The organism is Sphingopyxis sp. (assembly GCF_035944815.1).
Lineage (GTDB): Bacteria > Pseudomonadota > Alphaproteobacteria > Sphingomonadales > Sphingomonadaceae > Sphingopyxis.
This window is the reverse complement of the sequence record NZ_DASZAU010000003.1, coordinates 255680-273026: the sequence shown is the minus strand read 5'-3', so window position 1 is coordinate 273026 and position 17347 is coordinate 255680. Positions and strand designations below refer to the sequence as shown.

The following is a 17347-nucleotide window of genomic DNA, read 5'->3' as shown; positions in this document are numbered from 1 at the left end:
CCTTGAGAATCAAGGCCACGACCGGGGCAAAATGGCTTCGCACATTGCCGCCCTTTATCTTGCCCTCGCCCCTTCCCCTGCAAAACCCGAAGCCTTCCCGCTTCCGGCGCTGCGAAAGGCTGCGACAAGACCCGCCAGGGTGCGCGAGAGCCGCTCATGGCGGAGACCGGCCGGAAACGGGGACGAACAGGCCAGCCGAGGGCGGCGTCACGGCATTCATCGAAACGGTAGAGCGGTCGGGCGCAGGATGCTCGGGCGGAATGTCGGCGGCGTCGTTGTCCGTGGCCGAAGCTGCGCCCGAACGCACCGCAAACAGCGCAGCGAGACGCCAGGCGAACGGATCGGAAGGCGGCGCGGCGGCAAGCTGGATGTCGTCCGAACCGCCCGTGATCGACGCCAGCTTTGTGAGATAGGCGCGCGTCTCGGCGGGCAGCGGGCGCCCGCGTGACAGATGCTCGTCGTAGCGGCCCGGCCCCGCATTGTAGGCGGCCAGCATGGCGGTCGCGTTGCCGTAGCGGTCGTGCATCTCGCGCAGATAGGCCGCGCCCGCCATGATGTTGTCGCGCACGTCGAACGGGTCTGAACCGAGCCGATACCGGGCGCGCAGATTGGCCCAGGTCGCGGGCATGATCTGCATCAGGCCCATCGCCCCGGCCGTCGAGACCGCACGGACATCGCCGTTGCTCTCGACGCGCATCACCGCCCATATCCAGGCTTCCGGGATGCCGAACCGCCGCGCCGCATCACCGACATGCCGCGCGACGCCCTTGTCGCTGGATGGGGCGGCGGATTGCGCGTGGGCGGGTGCGGAAACGATCGGGACCGGCGCGCTCGCGGCAATCGCGAGCAGCGCCAGCGCGACCGCCCGGCCACGCGGTGATCGGAGACGCCGGGACACCGGATCAGCTCCGGTCTTCGCGCGGCCGAGGCCGTTTCCACGACAGCCGCAGCGTTCGCCCATCATCGTCAGCACGGAACAGCACCGGCCGGAACGGCGACGGGAAAATCGGGCTGTCGATCTCCAACGCGATGTAGTCGCCGGCCCGCTCGCCGACTCGCTTCCAGGCGCCCCCGACTTCGGGGCCGTCCTCGTCATCGAGGTGGATGCGGTAGTCGGGCGCGTTCTCGGCGTCGCTCGGTTCGAGCGCGACCAGCACGATCGCCTCGTTGATACCGAACAGCCGGATACGGCCGGCATAACCGTCCGCGCTGGATTCAAAGATGTTGGTCGGCATGGTCGATCTCCTCTGCTTCGGGGGGGTGAAAGCGGTGTGGACGGCGCGCGCAGATGCAGCGGCGTCGCGCGTCCTATGACGGCCGATGCCGGCAGCGCGCCGAAGTAGCGGCCGTCCAGACTGTCGGGATAGGCAGGGTTGAGCAGCAGCAGTTCGCCCGCGCCAAGCGTGCGGCAGCCCTGCCAGACGGGCAGCGGACGGCCGAAGCGGTCGTGCACGAGGGCGACGGCGACAGGCCGCGCATCGACGCTCAGCTCATTGCCGATCCGGCAGACGCGCTGCTCGGCCTTTGCCGCGACATGCTTTAGCAGCGGCACGCCCTCGGGCAGGTAGCCGCGTCCGGCCATCCAGCGCGCGAGTGGTGCTGGCGGCGCGACGGCGACCAGCGCTCCGGTTGGCGGATCGCGGTCGGGACGGATGCGGTAGAGCCCGATGGGCGCGCTCGCGCTGGCGTTCCAGATGAGTCGCGGGAACGGATCGGCGACCGCGATGGCGACGAACGAGGCCGCAAAGGCGGACGCGGCGATGGCGGTCGCCATGACATAGCGGCGGCGCGTCATCCCTCGATCTCCCGGCGCTTGAGCCAGGAGCAATGGCGCTCGGGTGTGTAGAGCCGCGGCTGATGGCCGGCGGCGATACGGTTGTGGACGTGCCGCCAGTGATCGGGGGCGGCGTCGCAGGGATCGACGCCGGCCGCTTCCACCGCGTCGATCGCCGCGAGCACCTGCTGGACCTTCGGCCAGCCCTCGATCTTGAGCAGGATGTCCCCGCCCGGCCGCACGAACGGCAATGTCGTGTAGGCTTCGTTGGTGGCGACCGCACGCACCACGTCGATGCGCGAGATGATCGTGCCGAAGTCGTTCGACGCCCAGCGCACGAACGCGAAGACAGCGCCCGGCCGGAAGCCGACGACGCGGGTGCGCCGCGTCAGGATGCGGTCTTGGGCGATCCGGCCGAAGCGTATCCAGTGCTCCAGCTTCTTCTCGATCCAGGTCAGCTCGACATGGGTGAGGCCGCCGCGGGCGTGCGCGCTGAACGCGCCGCCACCGCGCACGGCGGGGGGCCGGTCGTCGATCATTGGGAAGCTCCTGGGATTGGGGTCAGGCCGGTTGGCGCGTGATGCCGGTCGGATGTCCGCTGGCCGGGCGCCGACGCAGCGCACGGCACGGCGCTGTCCACAGCGGCGCGCGGCGTTAGCAAGAATCCGAAGGATTCGAATCTATTAGCACTGTTAGGGGGCGTGCGATTCGCCAAGGATTTCTGCGGCTTTGCGAGGCCCGCGCGTTCCCGATAGTCCGTGCCCGGCGTTCCCGATGGTCCGAGTCCGACCGTTCCCGATAGTCCGAACCTCATGGCCAGTTCTCCACAGGCTTGAGGCCGACGCGGCGCATGGCGGCATCGAACGGATCGGGCGGGACAGGAGCGAAGTTCAGGCGGTCGCGGCCAAGTGCATGTTCGAGCGTGAGGACGTAGCCGGGCAGCGATTGGCGCGCGACGATGCCGCGCAGCTCGAAGGCGAACCGGCGCAGCGGCGAGAGCACGCCGGACTTCAGGTGAAGGTGCGGAACGTCGAAGCTCCAGCCGCCCTGCTGGCGCCCGCCATGCTTGCGCACGATACGGTAGAGCCAGCGTTCGAGGCCGCCGGTCAGGTCGAAGTAAGCGCGGTCGATGGTCAGCACGAGCGCGCGGTCGAGGACGCCGGCATAGAACCAGTCGGGAAGGATCAGCTCGATGCCGAGCGCGCGGCCATTGCCGTCCGCCAGCTCGCGCCACTCGTTGATCCACGAGAACCGATGGCGCCGGCGCTGGTGCTGCTGCCGGATCGAGGTGGCGACCGTAGTAGATTGCAGCCGGTCGAGCGCGGCCTTCAGCCGCTCGTAGCTCGCCTTGCCGGTGCCACGCCGGGTGAACGCCAGTATCTCGTGCGGCGTCGTCACCATCAGGCGCGAGGTCGGCCGCCCGGCGTCGCGCGCTTCGATGAGTTGGCTCGCCGCCCAGATCAGCACGTCGGCGTCCCAAATAGTCGCCATGCCATGCTCGGGCACGGCCTCGACCGAGATCCATGTCGCGCCCATGCGGAACTCGATCGGTGTGCCTCGCTTGCTCTTGGCGAGGCTGAAGAACGGCCAGGCCATCAAGTCCTGCGCGTCGCGCGGCGCGAGATCGCCGGGGACCGAGCGGAACAGCTCAAGCTGCGTGCGCTCGGCGCTGGACGTGCCGGAAAGGGAGCGGGCGTGGCGCATCGAAGTCAGCGGCGCACGCAATCGGTGGGCAGGCGCTTGGCGGGATGCACGACGCCGGTGCCGGGATCGGAGGTCGAACGGCGCGTGCCGAGCGCGGCCCAGGCGTCGAGGTCGTCGATCGCATAGACGATGCGGCCGCCGAGCCTGCGGAACACCGGGCCGGTGCCGAAGCAGCGATGCTTCTCCAGCGTGCGGGCCGACAGGCCGAGATGGATCGCCGCGTCCGGCGTCTTGAGATAGCGTGGCGTTGTGGCGGCTGCGGCCTCGACCATGATGATCCTCCTGGTGGCGGCCGGCCCCGAAAAGCGGCACCGGCGGACAGGAGGCGATGATGGCGAACCTGCGCACTTGCCGAGTAGGGGACATCGGTGGAGGGTCGGAAATGTCCCCCTCAGCCGCCGCGCAGCAGCCGGATGTAACCGCCGTCGCGCAATTCGACGGCTTCCTTCAGCCAGCGTCGGATGCACTTGCGCTCGGCGCTGTCGCTCCATTCGGTAGGATCGTAGCGGCGGACCTTCGGATGGATCAGCGAAGCGGCCAGCTCGCGCTGACTGGCGCCCGCGCGATGGCCGTCGAGAAGCTGGAGCAGCGTGAGGAGATGCTGGCGGCGAAACGGGGTTGGGCGCAGCGCCGATGGGCCAGCCGCCATGCCGAGCAGCCGGCGGCAGAAGCGTTCGGCCGATGCGAGGCCCGCGAAGGGATCGGCACCGATCGGCAGCATCATCGCTAGCGGCCGGTCGAGTCCGCCGGACACCCAGAGATGTTCGTCCCCTTCGCGGTCGGCGAGGATGAGATGCAGGAGGTTGCCGATCTTCATGCGGGCGCGGACAGCGCCCAGCATCTTCATGTCGAAGCGCTGCGTCACGCCCATGCCGTCCACAGGCGGCGCCAGGACAATGCTAGTTGGCGAGAGGTCGAGCCGCGCCACCGCGAGCTTGGGATCGAACGCCGATATCGGCGCCGCGTGAAAGCTGATGCCCCAGCGCCGGACCAAGCGGGCGGTGGCTTCGTCGGCGGAGATGACGCCGCGCTTCACGCGCCCGAGGGCGCGGCGGTAGTGGGCGCGATAACGGTCGTTGCGGCTGACGTAGCCGATGGCGATGTCTGAATATGCGAGCGCGTCGTCCCCGGCCTCATCCAGGGGCGCGCGCCAATCCTTCTCAGGCGGCATCGTAACCCTCCCAAGCATGGCTCTTTTTCGCGGAGTGCGTTGGAAGATGTTCTCAAGCCCGCCGGTACCGAGAAGCCCTGCCGAGCGGGCAGCCGCATAGCGGATTGAAGCCAGCGTTCTGGCAGGGGTTTACGGAGGGTCGCCCCGCCGGAAGGTATAGCTGCTAGGTGCCGGACGGGCGCAGATAGTGGCGATATCCGGTCTCGGACATCCACCGCGCGCGGGCGAGGTGGGTCTTGTAGACGAGGCGCGCACGGTCGGGCTCGGCGGCGGGGTCGATGCCGAAGATGATCCGCACGGCCTCGCGCCAATCGGCTTTCTCGGCAGCGGCATCGAGCAATCGCCAATAAGTGCGGTGATGGCGCTCGTCATAGTCGGTGACGTGTGGCGCGTCGGGAGCGCGATCCTCGAAAGCGCCTATCGCCATCGCCTCGCTCCGCCTTCAGCCATTGCCCCCTGCACGCGCTGATTCATGGAATATACACCATAATGGATCGAAGTAATCGCACCGTCTTTGCTATGGTGGCCGGACGATATGCGCATAGCCGAACGCGCCTTACCGCCCGTTACTTGCGCTGCTCGCGCCGCGAATTGCGCACCAGCAGCACGCCTTGGCCGCGATCCGAATCGAGAAAGACGATTCCCGCTGCTTCCAGCGCCTTCGCCACCTGATGCCGCGTATCTTCGCGCACAGGCAGTTCGTTCTCCGATTCCAGACGCTTGAGCGCCGTCAGAGCAACGAGGGCCTTGTCTGCAAGCATCTCCTGTGTCCAACCGAGAAGTGCACGTGCGGCCCGCACCTGGCGGGAAGTGATCATGCACGACCACGTCCACAAGCCGAGCGCTATACGCCATGAAAACGACTATTATAGTCGTCTTGGGGGAATTGAAATATCTGTATCGCGAGCCGGGCGAATGCCCGGCGAGCGAGCGTTTTTCGGCGGCCGCGCGGCCGTCGCCGATCTGCTGCAAGGATCGGCGCGAAATATTGAACCGCAGGGCCGGACTTCCGGCCCTGCGGCTGCGTCAGATCAGGCGGTTTTCAAGCGCTGCATGCCTTCGGCCAAGGTCCAAAGCGCGCGATTGAGCGTCACATTCTGGTCGATGCCGTTAATGGCGCGGGTCTGGCTGCGGCGGATACGGCCTTCGGCATTGCGCTTGCGGCCGTGGAGTCCGCCGCGAATGACGTTCTCCTGAATGACGTTGAAGGTGTTCCATAGGCTGTCGCCCATGTCCTCGCGGCGGCGCGGCTCGATGATCTGCTCCGGGCGCAGCGGGCTTTCGTCCTCGCCATAGCGCGCAACCAAGCTCACCTCGCCGAGCAACCGGCGCTCGTCCTCGGAAAGCCGGGTCGCCTTCATGCCCTCGCTGGCGTCGATCAACCGGGGGAAATCCTCGGCGACGGTATAAACGCCCTCGATGATGTCATGCTCGATATTGCCCTTGTGCGGCACGCGGACTTCCTCGAACCGCTCGCCCGCAATCATGGAATTGGTGCAGACGAAGCGCAGCATTCCCGCGAACATCTGATAGGCGCTCGTCCCGTCATGGCTGTTGACGATGATGACCTCGGCCGCCTCGGCCTTGCCGATGCCCTCGTCCCGGCGCAGGCGCAGCATGTGCTTGGCGTGGCCATGCCGCGAACCATCGCGCGGGACCGACTGGACGGCGAAGAACGGGAACCAGCCTTCGCGGCGCAGCCCTTCGACGATGTCGATGGTGGGCACATAGACGTAACGCTCCGACCGGCTGTCGTGCGCCTCGCGGGCGAAGATGGATGGGACGTGGCGATAGAGCGCCTCGTTGTCGAGCGGCTCCCGGCCGCTGATCTGATGGGCATTTCGGCCGAACCGGGTGGCGAGATGGTGGATGCTCATGGCTTTGCCTTCCTTGGGTCTGGGTTTCCGCGCAGCGGGAAGCGCCGCGCTGAAACCCTGCCCGTCGGCGAGACTGGGGTAGCAACGGACAAGGGCGACCGGGCCGGAGGGGGATCACCCGGCCTGCACGAATGCGCAGCGAAGGAAGGCTGGGGAGACCGGCCCGGACGGCGCAGCTTCCCTTGGCCGGCGCGAGGGCAACGCCCTTAGCGGCCGCACCGCGCACGCGGCGCCCCACATGCAACTCTGATCAAGCCCGCTTGATCGCCGCATTCCGATTGGCGATAGCTGCGATCGACTCGCAAATAGCAAAGACGCAAGAATGTGCGGATCCTGTGAAGCCGGAAGGATGAAGATGAACGACAGCGATCTCGCCGAACAACTTGCCGCCGCGCATGGCGTCTCGAAGGGCGATGCCAAGAAACTGGTCGACGCGGTCTTCGCCGCGATCGGCGACGCGGCCGCCAAGGGCGAGGAGGTGTCGCTCAATGGTTTCGGTAAGTTCAAGGTGAAGGACAGCCCCGCGCGCGAGGGCCGCAATCCGGCGACGGGCGAAGCGATGACGATCAAAGCATCGAAGAAACTCGCCTTCACCCCCGCCAAGGCGGTGAAAGACAAGCTGAACGGCTAAACGCAGCCGCCCAGCCATTCTTGGAAAGCAACGGAAACGGCGCCCTGCCGGTGAGGCAGGGCGCCGCGAGGATCAGCGCGACCAGATGAGCGCGTAGTCGCCGGCGGTGTCGGTCTCGGTGAGGGTGGCGTAGACCGGACCGACGAAGCTCGGGTCGTCCAGCTTGACCGAGACGTAATCGCGGCCTTCGCGACTGGTCTTCTTCCAGGCCGCGCCGATTTCCAGATCGGCGACGTGGACCCGGAAGTCGGGCGACTTGTCGTTGTCCTTTGCGACCGGGCGGAACAGCGCCTTCGCATTGATCGTCAGGGTCTTGATCGTGCCGGTGAACTCGCCCTTGGCGTTGGCGGTGAAGGTGCCGATGGTGGCCATGTCGTAATCTCCTATTCGTTCGGGCCACGCCCATCGCGGCCTCGATGGCGCGTCGTGGGCCGAGGCACGATCGTCCCCGCACCGCTGTCCGGAACGGGCTGGCGGCCGGAACGCATGTGGAGGGGGGCGGCGGGCGGTTTTTTGCTTCGCGATGCAAAGCGCGCTCGCGCGCGGCGGAAAAAGCCGTCCCGACGTCCTTGCGGGCAGACGATCGGCTTCGGCAAGACAGCCTGATGAGAGGCCGATTGGGCCTGGCTCGATAGCAAGGGATCGACCGGCTGCGTTGAGGGCGACGACGCCGACCGGAACGAGCGGCTCAATTCCGGTTCATCTCTGCCCGGCTATCCTAAGATCGCGCCGCGCCGGTTGCCGCGGCAACCCAGTCGCCCTTGCTGCTCTATGATGCCTCGGGCCAGACGGCCTTCATGCAAGCTCTGTCAGGCGGCGAACTGACCCGAGAGGGACACTGCTTCTATATGCGCAACGGTTCCCAGAAGACCTTGCTCGTCCTTCCGAGTCCGCAGGCGCGCTGGGACGAGACGCGCCGAACGATCAGGATCGGACAGCATGAGGTGCGCATAGGCCAGACGATAGCCATCGGCGGCGGTGAAGGCGCGCTGCGATCTGGGCCGTTGGCGGCGGAGGCCAGGCGGCGTGGATGCGATACCCGGCGTATCTGGTGGGGATCGCCAGAACTGGTTAGGCCGCCCACCCAGCGGCGGGCGCAGCCATAATCTGCCTTCTTGATCGCCACGCTAAGTCGGCCGCGCCCGCAGGCGCGGCCGAAATTTTTCCCGTCAAGATGGGCGGAATACCGGGACCGCTTGCGCGGCCCCGGCCGAGAGCCGCCTATTCGGCGGCGACCGAGTAGTACGCCTCGTCGTCCTGCGCTCCGGTATGGGGGGCCTCCGCTTCGGCCGACTGCTCGCCCTGCTCCGATTGATCGTTTTCGGATGTAGCGACTTCGGAAGCGTCCGTGCGCAGGATCGTGGGCAGCCATCCGGTTCCGGCAAGAAGCTGCTCGGCGGTCTGCGCCATGTCGGTCTTCTTCATGTCGGCGATCCGGCGGGCCGCATCCTCCGACACGCCATCGGCTACGGCGGCAAGGATATGCGCCTTGGTCACGCGGCCAAAGTAGCTCCCCACGGTCGGGGTCCAGTCCTTCGCCATGTCCAGCGCCAGCGCGCTCGCCAGCCTATCCGCCGTTTGCAGCGACCGGGGCTTGCGATCCCACGGCAGACGCAGGGCATTCACGGTCGATGCAGCGCAATGCGCGAGCAAGGCCAGCCTGTTGTCAGCGTCCAACATCACGACGAAGGTCCAGAGGTCAGACACATCGCGCGGCATCCGCTCGGCCCATGCGTCGTGCGCCGCACTCGCCTGCACCGCCAAGGGCGTATCCTCGATCCCCTCGGCGTGACTGCACAACGGGGTGACGGTCGGACGAACCTCAAGGCAACCGGCTTCCTGATAGGTGTAGAACAGCTGCGCGGTCAGCGTGTGGGTCAGCGCGATCAGCGCCATGTCGGACTGCTCGGCCAAGGCCACGCGCAGGGCGAGCGTGCGGTGCGCGGACAGGTCGCGGGTCAGGCTGTCGGAAATCGGCTTGCCCAGCTCCTCGTCTTCCTCGACCGGCTCGATGGCTTCGTCGCCATCTTCCTCGGTTTCGGGTTCGGAGGCGACCGGTTCGCCCGCATCGTCGGCATCGCTCTCCGGCTGCGCGAAGGCCAGCGCCTCGTCCTCAAGCCGGATGAAGCCACGCTCGATCCGTACCGCACCGTCATGGTTCAGCACGACGAAGGCCCCACCATGCCCCACGATCTGCGGATCATAGGCGGACCGCCTGGCGCTGATCGCATCGAGCTCGGCGTCCAGCGCCTCGACCTTCGCCGCCATGTCCTCGGGCATTTCCGCGAAATCGTCATAACCCTCGACTAGCTGGTCGTACTCGGCCGATGCCGCGTCAAGCCGGGCCTCGTCCTCGTCCGACAGCGCGACCGGCTGGGGATAGACACGCCGCATCCCATGGGCATGGGGGAAGTCGATATGCGCCTCGGCCCATTTCCAGCCCTCGGCCTGCACCGTGCCCGCCACCTCGCGCAGCTTCTCGATGGTGAGCATGTCGAGCAAGCCTGCATCCTCGAAGAAGCCGCCGCGATCCTCGCTGAACAGGTCGCGGATGACGCTGCCGCCCGCCTCGACATAGGCGTCGGCTCCGACGAACACCGCGCGCCGGTCGGTCGCGGGGACATTGGCGGCGGTCAGGTCGCGCCGGATGATCCACGGTTCGCGGTTGTGGTGCAGGTTCTCGAAAACCTGCTCCTGCCGGGCGTGGTCCTCGACGATGGCGAAGGCCATCAACTGGTCCAGTGTCAGGCCATCGTCGCGATAGACCTGCAACAGCTTGGGCGAAACTGCACCGAGACGCAGCCGCTGCTTGACGACATGCGCCGACACGCCGAACCGCGCGCCGATCTCTTCCGCGCCCCAGCCCCGACTTTCGGAAAGCTCCTGAAACCGCTCGAACTGGTCGGCGGGATGCATGGGGGTACGGGTGACGTTTTCGTCCAGACTGATTTCGGAAGGATCGTTCGCCGTATCCAGCCAGCAGCGCACGCCATGGCTTTTCTTCACCTGCTTGCGCTTGGCGCAGAGCAAGAGCGCCAGCCTGCGGCCTTCGCCAGCGGTGACAAGATAGTGACCGGTCGGCGTCCCGTCCTCGCGAACCTCGGGTTCGACGACAAGGTTCTGGATCAGCCCCTTATGCGCGATGGAAGCGGCCAGCGCCTCGATAGCGGCCTCGCCGTGCGGCACCTTGCGCGCGTTGCACGGGGACTTCTTGAGCTTTGCGAGCGGCAGGAAGATTTCGACGCCGGTCACGGGCTCGGCGGCGACGGTTTCGGTAACAGCGTTCATCACACTTCTCCTTGCAACACACGCACCCCGGAATGGGGTGGGCGGCGAAGAAGCGACTGGCAGGCCCGCCGAAGGAGCCGGACCGCACCCGCAGGGCCGAAACAGCGTGGAGGACGTGCAAAGCACGTTGCGGCCCGGCGCGGCGAGCCTAGAGGGAAGCGTCGCCCACCCCATCACGGGAGTGCCGACCTCAGCGCGATCGGGCCGGCGTCAGCCTTGGCCCGATCTCCGCACATGCGAAAAGCCACAAATCCGCCAATGCGGATTTACGGATCGGCGTGGATACGCCGCCCGCGCCAGCGGCACTGACCATATCGCACCCTTGCGGCGACCGGCCGGGACGGCGGCGTGCGCGCGGGCCTGTGGGCCAGCCGGCGCCGGCCCCTCCGGGCAGAGGAAGAGTGCTGCGCGGGAAAACAAAAGAGTGCGACCCCTGACCGGCGGCCCTGCCGCCGGCAGTGTGCGCTCATCGGCCGTCCGCGCTCATCTGTTGGGGCGTTGCGGGGTGTCCCCGCAGAAGGGGTAGCGCCAGACCGCGGACGGGCGCTCAGGGGAAGGCTTTCCCCCATCCGGTTACTCATGATGACCAAAAACGGTTCAGCCCCTTCCGCTCGACCCGGCGCGAAAAATGACAGACCGGCCTTTTCATGATGGCGCCGCCGCCGATGATCGCATATTGCCGACAAATGAGGTGCTGATTCTCAACAAACTTCCAGCGCCATTTAATTGACTTCCACGATCAATCCGACTAACTTCCGCAGCGAGGAAAAGGGGTCGCTGTGGAAGCAAACTGCTACGAATTCACCGCCATTCGAGGTGTTCAGGCCGGGTCGGCCTACTTCGTGATCATGGTGCCGTTGAAGCTGGTCCCGCGCATTTTTCGTTTCGATGACGAGGCAATTCCCGCGCCGCTCAGGGCGCAGCGAACGCTGAACCGCGCAAGGGTTCCAGCCATCGCGCGATACATCACGGAGCATCCTACCGAGTATATCCTGTCCTCGCTTTGCGCTTGCGTGGATGGCGAAATCGTCTTCGAGCCTGCCGGAGACGAAGGCTCCTTGAAATCGGTGGGCCGACTCAAGATCGGCATGTCGGCTACAATCCTGATCAACGACGGGCAGCATCGGCGCGCAGCGATCGAGGAAGCCATCAAGGATCGGCCACACATGGGCGACGAGACCATCTCGGTGGTCGTCTTTGCTGATGGCGGCCTTCAGCGCAGCCAGCAGATGTTCGCCGATCTGAACATGCATGCGGTGCGACCCACGGCTTCGATCCGCTTGCTTTACAATCATCGCGACGCCTTGGCGAAACTGTCGCGCACGGTCGTGGATGCTGTTCCGCTGTTTCGAGATTTCACCGATCTTGAGAAAACGAGCATCTCCAACCGATCGCTCAAGCTGTTCACGCTGAGTTCCATCCACCAGGCGACTGCAGAGCTGATCGGGAAAAGCCGAAGCGGGAAGATCGAGGCTGACGATGAAGCCCTGGCCATTCGCTTCTGGGGCGCGGTCATAACCAACATGCCTGATTGGCAGCGCGTCGCCTCACGCGATGTCGCCGCTGCGGAATTGCGTCGCGACTACATCCACGCCCATGGCGTTGCCGTCCAAGCGATCGCCAATGCGGGCAATCGGCTCGTCGCGGCACACCCGCGCGATTGGGAAAAGCGCCTCAAGGGGCTGCGCGAGGTGGATTGGTCTCGCGCCAATACGGCGCTTTGGGAAGGCCGTGCGCTCATTGGCGGCAAGGTCAACCGTGCAAAGAACAATGTCCTTCTCGTCAGCAACGTACTGTGTGAGGCGCTTGGGCTTACGCTGAGCGACGAAGGGGATGCGCTTGAGCGGGCAATACGCGGAGCGCCCGCGACGGCAAAGGTGAAGGTCGCATGAGGGGCGGCTTTGCATCGCAGCCGAACCGGCTCGAAACGCTGCTCGATGAAGTTCGCGAAATCTATCTGAGCGATCAACGTCCTTGGGTGATCGGTTACAGCGGTGGCAAGGATTCGACAGCAACCCTGCAACTGGTCTGGCTTGCATTGGCCGACCTTCCTGCCGACCAGCGATCCAAGCCCGTCTATGTGATCAGCTCAGACACGCTCGTCGAAACACCCGTCATCACGAACTATATCGAGAAATCGCTAGAAAACATTGAGACGGCGGCGCGGCGGCAAGGCCTGCCGATCTCGGCCCATAAGGTGACTCCGACGACAGAACGGACTTTCTGGGTCAATCTGATCGGCCGCGGCTATCCAGCCCCATCGCGTCGATTTCGTTGGTGTACCGAGCGGCTCAAAATCGAGCCCGCCAACGACTTTATCAAGAGCCGCGTCGCCGAATTTGGCGAAGTGGTCATGGTGCTTGGCGTGCGCTCGCAAGAGTCCGCCACACGGGCTCAGGTCATGTCGCTTCATAAGATCAAGGGCTCGAAGCTCTCGCGGCATTCGTCCCTGCTCAATGCGTTCGTCTATGCCCCGGTCAAAGATTTTTCGACCGATGACATCTGGGATTTCCTCCTCCAGGTCGAGAATCCCTGGGGCAACGATAACCGCGACCTCGTCGCGATGTATCGCAATGCCCAAGCCGGGGAATGTCCGCTCGTCGTCGACAAGAGTACGCCATCTTGCGGCAATTCGCGGTTCGGCTGCTGGGTCTGCACGGTGGTCGAGCGCGATCGCGCCATGGAGGCGATGATCGATTCCGGCGAAGACTGGCTGGAACCGCTGCTCGACTTCCGCGACATGCTCTCGGAGACGCAAGATCCCGCGCGCAAGCGCGAGTTTCGCGATTTCCGCCGAAAGAACGGTTCGGTCAGCTTCATCGGCGACACCGATCGGCCGATGCCGGGGCCGTATCTGCTCGACTTCTGCAAGACGCTGCTGCGCCGTCTGCTGGAGGTGCAGGTCCGCATCCAGAAGGAGGCGCCTTTCGGCGAGGCGCCCCTGCTCATCCTCGATAGCGAACTGCATGAAATTCGCCGGCTATGGCGGATGGAGCGCGGTGATTGGGAGGACTCGGTGCCGCGGATCGTGCGCGAAGTGCTCGGACGCGATCTTGACTGGGTTTTCGAGGATGCGGCCACGTTCACAATTGAAGATGGAGCATTGCTCGACCAAGTCTGCCGCGAGCATGACGTGCCGACCGAACTTGTCGTCAAGCTGGTCGATATCGAACGGGCAGCGCATGGCCTGAAGCGGCGTCACGCCGTCCACACCCGGATCGAGGACGCGCTGCGGCAAGAGTGGCGTGACGTCGATGTGCTCGTGGCCGAGCGGCGCAAGACGCTTGGCCTTACGGACGCAGTTGAAGAAGATCTGATGCTCGACCTCGAGCCCGCGGACGAGGACGAGCTATGATCCTTAGAACGATTTCACTGGAAGATTTCGGCCTCTACGCTGGACGACAGACGATCGACCTGGCGCCGCGACACGGCAAGTCGCGGCGACCGATTGTCCTGTTCGGCGGCAAGAATGGTGCGGGCAAAACCACGCTTCTGGAGGCGGTCCGACTAGCGCTTTATGGTCGGCGCGCGCTGGGAGCCCGAGTGGCCCAAACAGAATATGACGCCTATCTCGACGGGCATATCAATGCTCGGTCGCGGTCGATGGGCGCCGATTGCGCCGCAGTCGGACTCGAATTTGACTACGCCGAGGCCGGCGTCGTCCATCATTACCGGATTCGACGTGAATGGACGTCCAGGCGGGGGAAAGTCACCGAATCCCTGTCGCTCGACAAGGATGGTGCGCCCGTCACGTCGGTCCCGCGCGAGGAGTGGGCGCATTTTCTTCAGGAGCTGATTCCGCCCGGTGTGTCGCAGCTCTTCTTCTTCGACGGCGAGAAGATCGCCAGCATCGCCGAGGGCGATAAGGATGACGGCGTGGCAGCCGCCATGCGCAGCCTCCTCGGGATTGATTTGGTCGGCCGACTTCGTACTGACCTTGGACTATACCTCGCGCGCCACGGTCGAAGCGACGATGCGAACGTGGCTGCGGAGCTGGAATCAGTGCTTCGCGAAGTTGCCCAGAATGAGCGAGAGATGGGCGACCGCGTTGACGCCTTGGCGGATCTGCGGAGCCAGCGAGAAGGCCAGGCTCGCAGCGTCGATACGCTCAGGCGTCGCTTCTCTGCGGAAGGCGGCGAAGTTGCTCTCCGGCGGGACGCGATTGAGAAACGTCGCGAGGATGTTCGGCGTCAGATCGCGCGAGGCGAAACCGAACTCAAGGAACTCGCCAACGGTCTTCTGCCCTTTGCGGCCGCGCCAAAGCTCGTGGCACGCTTCAGGAAAATCCTGGCGTCGTCCAGCCAGTCACTTCCGGCTGCGGCTATCCTGTCTCTCGAAACCTCGTTGGCCGCATGGTTGAACGATCGATCCACGCAGGCCGCGCATTGGAGCGCCGACCACCTCACCGACCTCAAATCATTCTTTTCCGGAATTGTCGGCGTGGACGGCGAACATGAGGCTGTCCTGCGCGAGGTTGGCGATGTTGCCGGCGCGGACTCCAGGCTCGCCGAAGTCGAAAATCGTGTGAGGCCGCAAGTCCGGTCTTTGGCCCGCGAACTCGAAGTTCTGACGCAGGAACTGCGAGAAATCGATGAGAGCCTCGCACGCGCCAACGAGGATGTGACCACGCCCCTGCTAAAGGAGATCGAGGAGGCAAGCGGTCGATTGGGCGCGCTTGAGAACCGGCTTGCCACGGCTGATGAGGAACTGCGACAGCTTCGCATTCAGGCGGTCAATCTTGACCGTCAGCGGCGCCGATTGCTGGAAGCGCAGGCATCCACGGCGAGCAGCCGTGATCGTTCGGCCTTGGCCGCTCGGGTCGCCAATGCTCTTTCCGCATACGAAGCCCGGCTCTTGGCTCACAAGGTCGATCAGCTCTCACGAGAATTCCTCCGTTGCTTCCGGCATCTGCTGCGCAAGCCGGATTTCGTCTCAGACATTCGGATCGACGCGGCGACGTTCGAGACACACCTGATCGCGCGCGACGGCCGCGAGATTGCCAAGGCCGAACTGTCCGCTGGCGAGAAGCAAGTCTATGCAACCGCCATGCTTTGGGCGCTGGCGCGCACGAGCGGACGGGCGTTGCCAATGATCATCGACACGCCGCTCGGCCGTCTCGATCTTGAGCATCGCGCGAACCTGGTCGAACGCTATTTTCCCGCTGCGAGCCACCAAGTGATCATTCTCTCGACGGATAGCGAGATCGGCAGTGACCTTTACGCCGCGCTGAAGCCAAGCATCAGCCACTGCTACCGCCTAGAGTATGACGGCGAGGCAGGCGGGACGCATGTGCTCGACGGCTATTTCAATGATTCCGAAGGCGAGGAGCCGCAGCGTGCGCTTCAACAAGCTTAATCTGTCGGTCGATGCGACCAGTAAGCTGCGGTCGCTTCAACAGCGCACCGGGCTCACGCCGAACCTCCTGTGCCGGATTGCGGCGATGGTGTCGCTGGAAGATGGGCCGATCGGCGATGGCCCCATTCCCGATCAAGAGGGCAAAGAGCTGAATGCCTATACCTTGACCGGCGATTTCAATTCGCTCCTGGGCGCGCTGGTCCGCTTCGTCGAGACGCCGACGACCAGCGAGCCGCTGAACGACGATCAGCTTCTCGACCGTTTCCGCGCTCATATTCATCGTGGCGTCGGCACATTGTCCGTGCGCGCGCGAACACCCGCCGACCTGGCGCGCCTCGTTGCCGAAGCGGCATGACGACTTCTACCCTTGCGGCTGCTCAGCGTGCGGCCGCACCGATCTATCTCGATCACAACGCGACGACGCCGCTCGATCCCGCCGTGCTCGATGCCATGCTCCCCTATTTCACCGAGCGTTTCGGCAATCCGGCGTCCGTGGAACACGGCCACGGAAATGAGGCAGCGCAAGCGGTCGAGCGTGCCCGTGAACAGGTCGCGGCGCTTATCGGCGCACGCCCTGCCGAGATCATCTTTACGGGAAGCTGCACGGAATCGAACAATCTCGCCATTCTGGGTTTCGCTGAGGCGAATCCCGAAAGGCATCATTTGGTGACTAGCGCGATTGAGCATCCGGCGGTGCTTGAACCGGCACGCGCGCTCGCGAAACAAGGTTGGCAAGTCACCGTACTGCCGGTGGATGGCGATGGTCGCGTCGACCCAGGCCAGATCGAGGCCAGCCTGACGTCGGAAACGGGCTTGGTATCGATCATGGGCGCGAACAATGAGATCGGAACGCTGCAGCCGTTGCAGGAAATCGGCGGGCTCTGCGCCGAGCGCGGGATTCCTTTTCATAGCGACCTCGCCCAAGCGCTTGCGACTGGGACCGTCGATGTCGAGCGCGACAGTATCCACCTCGCCAGCCTATCGGCTCACAAACTCTATGGGCCGAAAGGGATTGGCGCGCTCTATGTTCGGTCCCGGCGGCCGCGGGTGCGTCTTTCCCCGTTGTTGCTCGGCGGCGGACAGGAGCGTGGGCTGCGTCCGGGCACGCTCAACGTTCCGCTGATCGTTGGCTTCGGCGAAGCTGCCGCCATTGCGAAGCGGACGGCGAACGCCGAGCAGAAGCGGTTGCGTGCGCTGTGTGACAGATTGCTCGATCGGCTTCGGATCGCGCTGGCCGGCGTCGAACTCAATGGGCATCCCGACCAGCGCCTGCCTATGCTTTCCCTGAGCATCGAAGGCGTCGAGCCATTGGCCCTGCTTCGCCGGCTGCGTGAGGTGGTGAGCCTGTCGGCTTCCAGCGCTTGCGCGACCGACAAGGTGGAAACCAGCCATGTGCTGATCGCACTTCACGGCGATACGGCACGGGCGCGACAGGCATTTCGGATCGCCCCGGGGCGGAGCACGACAACCGAGATGATCGATCTGGCCGCAGATGAGATTACAGAGGCTGCGAGCGCGTTGCAGGGCATGAGGCGTTCGGCATGAAA

Annotated in this window: 17 protein-coding genes and 1 pseudogene; 6 read left to right on the top strand and 12 right to left on the bottom strand. The window is 65.0% G+C overall.

Annotated features, from left to right (window positions below; all coding sequences use genetic code 11):
* Positions 1–154 precede the first annotated feature (154 nt).
* The 10 genes and pseudogenes from VGU00_RS05300 to VGU00_RS05255 form a co-directional block, all read right to left on the bottom strand.
* Positions 155–964 carry a lytic transglycosylase domain-containing protein gene (locus tag VGU00_RS05300; protein WP_414713506.1) on the bottom strand — a complete coding sequence of 270 codons (810 nt, stop codon included), beginning with the start codon at positions 962–964 and terminating at the stop codon, positions 155–157.
* Positions 903–1235, bottom strand: a complete 333-nt coding sequence (locus tag VGU00_RS05295) for a DUF736 domain-containing protein (protein WP_327466236.1) — start codon at positions 1233–1235, stop codon at positions 903–905. The genes VGU00_RS05300 and VGU00_RS05295 overlap by 62 nt, the downstream gene beginning before the upstream one ends.
* 122 nt (positions 1236–1357) lie before the next feature.
* A pseudogene (locus tag VGU00_RS05290) lies at positions 1358–1774 on the bottom strand (S26 family signal peptidase); the annotation flags it as partial.
* Positions 1775–1791: 17 nt separating this feature from the next.
* On the bottom strand, positions 1792–2313 hold the full coding sequence (locus VGU00_RS05285) for a DUF2840 domain-containing protein (RefSeq protein WP_327466234.1): 522 nt from the start codon (positions 2311–2313) through the stop codon (positions 1792–1794).
* A 271-nt stretch (positions 2314–2584) separates the two neighbouring features.
* Positions 2585–3478 (bottom strand): replication initiator protein A, encoded by an 894-nt coding sequence (locus VGU00_RS05280; RefSeq protein ID WP_327466232.1) that lies wholly within the window; start codon positions 3476–3478, stop codon positions 2585–2587.
* 5 nt (positions 3479–3483) lie between these two features.
* Positions 3484–3750 carry a DNA-binding protein gene (locus VGU00_RS05275; protein ID WP_327466230.1) on the bottom strand — a complete coding sequence of 89 codons (267 nt, stop codon included), beginning with the start codon at positions 3748–3750 and terminating at the stop codon, positions 3484–3486.
* 119 nt (positions 3751–3869) lie between these two features.
* Positions 3870–4649 (bottom strand): DUF2285 domain-containing protein, encoded by a 780-nt coding sequence (locus VGU00_RS05270; RefSeq protein WP_327466228.1) that lies wholly within the window; start codon positions 4647–4649, stop codon positions 3870–3872.
* Between the two features lie 163 nt (positions 4650–4812).
* Positions 4813–5076 (bottom strand): DUF2285 domain-containing protein, encoded by a 264-nt coding sequence (locus VGU00_RS05265; protein WP_327466226.1) that lies wholly within the window; start codon positions 5074–5076, stop codon positions 4813–4815.
* 139 nt (positions 5077–5215) lie between these two features.
* Entirely contained in the window at positions 5216–5467 is a 252-nt protein-coding gene (locus VGU00_RS05260) for a helix-turn-helix domain-containing protein (RefSeq protein WP_327466224.1), read from the bottom strand.
* A gap of 213 nt (positions 5468–5680) precedes the next feature.
* Positions 5681–6526, bottom strand: coding sequence for a DUF932 domain-containing protein (locus VGU00_RS05255; RefSeq protein ID WP_327466222.1), 846 nt, complete (start codon positions 6524–6526; stop codon positions 5681–5683).
* A gap of 355 nt (positions 6527–6881) precedes the next feature.
* Between VGU00_RS05255 and VGU00_RS05250 the strand changes: the two genes are divergently transcribed.
* Positions 6882–7157, top strand: coding sequence for an HU family DNA-binding protein (locus VGU00_RS05250; protein WP_327466221.1), 276 nt, complete (start codon positions 6882–6884; stop codon positions 7155–7157).
* 72 nt (positions 7158–7229) lie between these two features.
* Here VGU00_RS05250 and VGU00_RS05245 read toward each other — a convergent pair whose 3' ends face one another.
* Together VGU00_RS05245 and VGU00_RS05240 are read right to left on the bottom strand one after the other, a co-directional pair.
* The gene (locus VGU00_RS05245) at positions 7230–7529 is read right to left on the bottom strand and encodes a DUF736 domain-containing protein (protein WP_327466219.1); all 300 of its coding nucleotides are present in this window, start codon (positions 7527–7529) and stop codon (positions 7230–7232) included.
* Between the two features lie 849 nt (positions 7530–8378).
* Positions 8379–10445, bottom strand: coding sequence for a ParB/RepB/Spo0J family partition protein (locus VGU00_RS05240; RefSeq protein ID WP_327466217.1), 2067 nt, complete (start codon positions 10443–10445; stop codon positions 8379–8381).
* A gap of 779 nt (positions 10446–11224) precedes the next feature.
* Between VGU00_RS05240 and dndB the strand changes: the two genes are divergently transcribed.
* From dndB to VGU00_RS05215, 5 genes are read left to right on the top strand one after another with little or no spacing between them, the layout of a single operon-like run.
* Entirely contained in the window at positions 11225–12337 is a 1113-nt protein-coding gene (gene dndB, locus VGU00_RS05235; protein WP_327466215.1) for a DNA sulfur modification protein DndB, read from the top strand.
* The gene (gene dndC / locus VGU00_RS05230) at positions 12334–13800 is read left to right on the top strand and encodes a DNA phosphorothioation system sulfurtransferase DndC (protein WP_327466213.1); all 1467 of its coding nucleotides are present in this window, start codon (positions 12334–12336) and stop codon (positions 13798–13800) included. Before dndB ends, dndC begins: the two co-directional genes overlap by 4 nt.
* Positions 13797–15800, top strand: coding sequence for a DNA sulfur modification protein DndD (gene dndD, locus VGU00_RS05225; protein WP_327466211.1), 2004 nt, complete (start codon positions 13797–13799; stop codon positions 15798–15800). Before dndC ends, dndD begins: the two co-directional genes overlap by 4 nt.
* Positions 15781–16155 (top strand): DNA sulfur modification protein DndE, encoded by a 375-nt coding sequence (dndE, locus tag VGU00_RS05220; protein WP_327466209.1) that lies wholly within the window; start codon positions 15781–15783, stop codon positions 16153–16155. Before dndD ends, dndE begins: the two co-directional genes overlap by 20 nt.
* Positions 16152–17345 carry a cysteine desulfurase family protein gene (locus VGU00_RS05215; protein WP_327466207.1) on the top strand — a complete coding sequence of 398 codons (1194 nt, stop codon included), beginning with the start codon at positions 16152–16154 and terminating at the stop codon, positions 17343–17345. The genes dndE and VGU00_RS05215 overlap by 4 nt, the downstream gene beginning before the upstream one ends.
* Positions 17346–17347 lie beyond the last annotated feature (2 nt).